General features: G+C 65.2%; 5 protein-coding genes and 1 riboswitch. All 5 genes read left to right on the forward strand.

The window, feature by feature from the left end; all coding sequences use genetic code 11:
• Positions 1 to 93: 93 nt before the first annotated feature.
• Positions 94 to 271, reverse strand: a riboswitch (cobalamin riboswitch).
• Positions 272 to 386: 115 nt separating this feature from the next.
• Positions 387 to 1,313, forward strand: coding sequence for a histone deacetylase family protein (locus tag EOA24_RS26980; protein WP_126078569.1), 927 nt, complete (start codon positions 387 to 389; stop codon positions 1,311 to 1,313).
• A gap of 3 nt (positions 1,314 to 1,316) precedes the next feature.
• The gene (locus EOA24_RS26985) at positions 1,317 to 1,568 is read left to right on the forward strand and encodes an exodeoxyribonuclease VII small subunit (RefSeq protein ID WP_027164646.1); all 252 of its coding nucleotides are present in this window, start codon (positions 1,317 to 1,319) and stop codon (positions 1,566 to 1,568) included.
• A gap of 38 nt (positions 1,569 to 1,606) precedes the next feature.
• Positions 1,607 to 1,873 (forward strand): DUF2277 family protein, encoded by a 267-nt coding sequence (locus tag EOA24_RS26990; RefSeq protein ID WP_042641736.1) that lies wholly within the window; start codon positions 1,607 to 1,609, stop codon positions 1,871 to 1,873.
• A 9-nt stretch (positions 1,874 to 1,882) separates the two neighbouring features.
• Positions 1,883 to 2,803 (forward strand): pirin family protein, encoded by a 921-nt coding sequence (locus EOA24_RS26995; RefSeq protein ID WP_127410253.1) that lies wholly within the window; start codon positions 1,883 to 1,885, stop codon positions 2,801 to 2,803.
• A 440-nt stretch (positions 2,804 to 3,243) separates the two neighbouring features.
• Positions 3,244 to 5,101 (forward strand): 1-deoxy-D-xylulose-5-phosphate synthase (dxs, locus tag EOA24_RS27000; RefSeq protein ID WP_127410254.1); only part of this gene is annotated, 1,858 nt, incomplete at its 3' end.

Here is a 5,101-nt window from a genome sequence, read left to right on the forward strand (position 1 = left end):
CGCCAATTGGTCAAAGTCGTCGCCACACGCGGCGATCGCTGCTGCCGTCATCGCTTTTCCCCTTGCGACAAGCAGTCCCCCGCCTGACCAAGCGGAAAACCATGTCTGCCGGGCCGGTCTTCTGGCTCGGGATCGTCCCGCTCCGGCGCCTTCCCGTCATCGACAGTGGCATTTGCCGGCGCGGTCCCCCTCACAGCGTTGGGCACGCCACGGAATAAAACCGTGTTCCCGATTCTCCCGCGTCGCGGGCACCAGGCAGCGGGACGACCTTACCGCGAAGTTCGGCACCCGCCAATGGCGCGGACGACATGGGCTGGCGCAATTTCCCCAGCCATTCGGCTTTTCAAACATGGTCATTACGGCCGCGGGTGCCTAGATTAGGCGCCATGGCCACCCGTCTCTACACGCACCCAATCTTCCTCGAACACCTCACGCCGCCCGGCCACCCCGAGCGGCCTGACCGCCTGCGCGCCATCGAGCGCGTGCTGGACGACGAGGCGTTTTCGGCGCTCGACCGCGTCAAGGCGCCGGAAGGCGATGAGAAAACCATCGTCTATGCGCACCCCGAGACTTTCGTCGAGCGCGTGCGTGCGGCGATCCCCCGGACCGGCATCGTCTCGATCGATGCCGACACCAGCGCCAGCCCGAAAAGCTGGCAGGCCGCGGTGACGGCGATCGGCGCGGCCAACGCGGCGGTCGACGACGTCTTCGAGGGCCGCGCCTCAAATGTCTTCGTCGCCGCCCGCCCGCCGGGACATCATGCCGAAAAGGCTACGGCGATGGGTTTCTGCCTGTTCAACACGGCGGCCATCGCCGCCCGCTATGCGCAGAAGAAGCATCAGGCCGAGCGCGTCGCCATCGTCGATTGGGACGTCCATCATGGCAACGGCACGCAGGACATCTTTTGGGACGACCCGTCGGTGCTCTACTGCTCGACCCACCAGATGCCGCTTTACCCGGGCACCGGGGCGAAGAGCGAGACCGGCGCCGGCAACATCGTCAACGCGCCGCTCGCGCCGCGGACCGGCAGCGACATGTTCCGCGACGCCTTCCTGTCGCGCGTGCTGCCGTCGATCGATGCGTTCGCGCCGGACCTGATCATCATTTCTGCCGGCTTCGACGCGCATCACCGCGATCCGCTGGCCGAGATCAATCTGACCGAGGACGATTTCGACTGGGCGACCGGCCAGTTGATGGAACGCGCCGGCCGCCACAGCTCCAACAGGCTCGTCAGCCTGCTGGAAGGCGGCTACGATCTGCAGGGACTGGCATTTTCAGTCGCCGCCCATGTCGGGCGGCTGATGAAGGGATAGGGTATGGCAGTGGAAGGCAATGAGGACGTCAAGGCGATGAGCTTCGAACAGGCGCTCGACGCGCTGGAGAAGATCGTCGACGATCTGGAGCGCGGCGACGTCCCGCTCGACCAGTCGATCAAGATCTATGAGCGCGGCGAGGCGCTGAAGGCGCATTGCGACCGACTGCTCAAGGCGGCTGAGGACAAGGTTGAGAAGATCAGGCTGTCGCGCGACGGCAAGCCGGTGGGAACGGAGCCGCTCGATGCGGAATAGTTTGGGTGGGCAGAGCAAGCAGGTAAGGAGTTCAAGCCATGTGCCGCAACATCAAGACCTTGGCCAATTTCGAGCCGCCGGCGACCAATGACGAGGTGCATGATGCAGCGCTGCAATTCGTGCGTAAGCTGAGCGGCTCGACGAAACCGTCCAAGCGCAACGAGCATGCTTTCTATCACGCCGTGGAAGCGATCGCCGCCGCCGCGCGCGAACTGATCGATTCGCTCGAAACCAGCCAGGAACCGCGCAATCGCGAGGAAGAGGCCGCCAAGGCGAAGGCCAGGTCGGCGTTGCGCTTCGCCTAAGGGATAATCATGAGCTTTTTTCCCGGAAACGACCCTGAGCCCGGCGATGCCTTCGCCTGCGACCAGATCGAGCTGATGGTCATCCCGAACGCCAAGGACATCGGCGGCTTCGCGGTGCGCCGCGCCTTGCCGACGGCAAAACGCCGCCTGGTCGGGCCGTTCATCTTCTTTGATCGCATGGGCCCGGCCATCCTGCGCGCCGGCCACGCGCTCGATGTGCGCCCGCACCCGCATATCGGGCTCTCCACTGTCACCTATCTGTTCGACGGCAAGATCAGGCATCGGGATTCGCTCGGCACCGAAATGGTAATCGCGCCGGGCGACGTGAATTTGATGACCGCCGGGCGCGGCATCGTTCATTCCGAGCGCACCCCGGAGGAACTGCGCGGCGCGCCGATGTCGGTCTCCGGCCTGCAGACCTGGCTGGCGCTGCCGGACGGCAAGGAGGAGATTGCCCCGGTGTTCGCCAACACGTCGGTGGCCCGCTTGCCTGAGATCGATGCCGGGTGCGTCAGCGGCCGCATCGTCATCGGCGAATTCTCCGGCCTGCGCTCGCCGGTCGCGACCGCATCGGACACGCTTTATGCCGATCTGCGCCTGGCGGCGGGCGCCAGCGTGCAAATTCCGGCCGATGCCGAAGAGCGCGCCATCTACACGCTGGAAGGCGACGTCTCGATCGCCGGCGATGTTTTTCCGGCCGAGCGGCTCCTTGTGTTCAAGCCGGGCGAGGAGATCGTCGTCTCCTCCGAGCGCGGCGCGCATTTCATGCTGTTCGGCGGCGCTTCGCTCGGTTCCCAGCGCTACATCTGGTGGAATTTCGTCTCGTCCTCGAAGGAACGCATCGAGCAGGCCAAACAGGAATGGAAGACTGGCCGCTTCGATATCGTTCCTGGCGATGAGGAAGAGTTTATCCCGCTGCCTGAGGGTTAGTTCTCGAGCACACAGAATTTTTAACGGCTCGGATATGCGTTTCTAGGTGCATGCCTTGGCGATTGGCCGAAACGTCCCTTGCGTCGTCATCCTATGGCGGAGCAAGGAGCGAAGCGACGCGGCGCAGACCATAGGATCCATGCCGTGACTTCCAAGCGTTGCAACGGTGCAGAATTCTGCTCCGCTGCGCTCTTCGGCCAGAGTCACGGCATGGATTCCAGGGTCTCCGCGACGGAGCTTCGCTCCTGCTTCGCCCTGGAATGACGACGTTGGGGGGCTTCCGCCAATTCCAGCCGTTTTCGATGGCTTGCCAAAACAAGCAGCGCCACGCGTCACTGGCGCGCATTTACATTCGCCCGGCGGCGGCCTATGCCGCGCATGATTAAGGCGCAATCTGCTGGTAGCGCCGTGTTCGATCAATTGAGGCAGGACGCGCCCGAGTGAAGCCAGACACGCCGCTGCTCGACAAGGTCCGCATCCCGGCGGACCTGCGGAAGCTCGATGAGGGGGCATTGCCGCAGCTTGCCGCCGAACTCCGCGCCGAGCTGATCGACGCCGTTTCGCAGACCGGCGGCCACCTTGGCGCCGGTCTCGGCGTGGTCGAGCTGACGGTTGCGCTGCATTATGTCTTCAACACGCCGGACGACCGGCTGATCTGGGACGTCGGCCACCAGGCCTATCCGCACAAGATCCTGACCGGCCGCCGCGACCGCATCCGCACGCTGCGCCAGGAAGGCGGCCTTTCCGGTTTCACCCGGCGGGCCGAGAGCGAATACGACCCATTCGGCGCCGCACATTCCTCGACCTCGATTTCGGCCGGTCTCGGCATGGCCATGGGACGCGACCTGTCGGGTGGCCGCAACAATGTCATTTCCGTCATCGGCGACGGCTCGATGTCGGCCGGCATGGCTTTCGAGGCGCTGAACAATGCCGGCGCGCTCGATGCTCGCCTCATCGTCATTCTCAACGACAACGACATGTCGATCGCGCCACCGACCGGCGCCATGAGCGCCTATCTGGCCAGGCTTGCCTCCGGCAAGGCCTATCTAGGCTTACGCGATTTCGGCAAGAAGCTGACATCCTATCTCGGCAAGCGCGCCGACCGCGCCATCACCCGCGCCGTCGAGCATGCGCGCGGCTATGTCACCGGCGGCACCCTGTTCGAGGAGCTCGGCTTCTACCACATCGGCCCGATCGACGGGCACAATCTGGAGCATCTGATCCCGGTGCTGAAGAATGTGCGCGACAACGGCAAGGGCCCGGTGCTGATCCATGTCGTGACCCAGAAGGGCAAGGGCTACGCGCCTGCGGAGGCCGCGGCCGACAAATATCACGGCGTCAACAAGTTCGACGTCATCACCGGCGCGCAGGCCAAGGCGCCGGCCAACGCGCCCGCCTACACCAAGGTCTTCGCCGAGAGCCTGATCCAGGAAGCGCGCGAGGACGAGCGCATCGTCGCCATCACCGCCGCCATGCCGAGCGGCACCGGCCTCGACCTGTTCGGCGAGGTGTTTCCGTCCCGCACCTTCGATGTCGGCATCGCCGAGCAGCACGCGGTGACCTTTGCCGCGGGCCTCGCCACCGAAGGCTACAAGCCTTTCGCCGCTATCTATTCGACCTTCCTGCAGCGCGCCTACGACCAGGTCGTGCACGACGTGGCGATCCAGAAGCTGCCGGTGCGTTTTCCCATCGACCGCGCCGGCTTCGTCGGCGCTGACGGCGCCACCCATTGCGGCGCCTTCGACACGACCTTCCTCGCGACGCTGCCGGGCTTCGTCGTCATGGCCGCGGCCGACGAGGCGGAGCTTCGCCATATGGTGCGCACGGCGGCGTCCTATGATGACGGTCCGATCGCCTTCCGGTATCCGCGCGGCAACGGCGTCGGCGTCGACATGCCGGAGCGCGGCTCGGTGCTCGAGATCGGCAAGGGCCGTGTCTTGAAAGAGGGTACCAAGGTCGCGCTGCTTTCCTTCGGCGCGCGGCTGCAGGACTGCCTGCTGGCGGCCGAGGAACTCGGCGCCGCGGGCCTTTCCACCACCGTCGCCGACGCCCGCTTCGCCAAGCCGCTGGACGAGGATCTGATCCGGCGCCTCGCCCGTTCGCATGAGGTGCTGGTGACCGTGGAGGAGGGCGCCATCGGCGGCTTCGCTGCCCAAGTCCTGCATTTCCTTGCCCATCAAGGCCTCTTGGAAAGCGGCCTCAAGGTGCGCCCGCTGGTCTTGCCGGACGTCTTCACCGACCACGCCAAACCCGAAAAGATGTATGCCGATGCCGGCCTGGATTCGGCGGGCATCGGCA

The organism is Mesorhizobium sp. M2A.F.Ca.ET.039.01.1.1, from assembly GCF_003998035.1.
Lineage (GTDB): Bacteria > Pseudomonadota > Alphaproteobacteria > Rhizobiales > Rhizobiaceae > Mesorhizobium.

Excerpts from the sequence above, each read along its gene's own strand:
- EOA24_RS26980 (WP_126078569.1), top strand. The coding sequence starts at position 387 with ATGGCCACCCGTCTCTACACGCACCCAATCTTCCTCGAACACCTCACG.
- EOA24_RS26985 (WP_027164646.1), top strand. The coding sequence starts at position 1,317 with ATGGCAGTGGAAGGCAATGAGGACGTCAAGGCGATGAGCTTCGAACAG.
- EOA24_RS26990 (WP_042641736.1), top strand. The coding sequence starts at position 1,607 with ATGTGCCGCAACATCAAGACCTTGGCCAATTTCGAGCCGCCGGCGACC.
- EOA24_RS26995 (WP_127410253.1), top strand. The coding sequence starts at position 1,883 with ATGAGCTTTTTTCCCGGAAACGACCCTGAGCCCGGCGATGCCTTCGCC.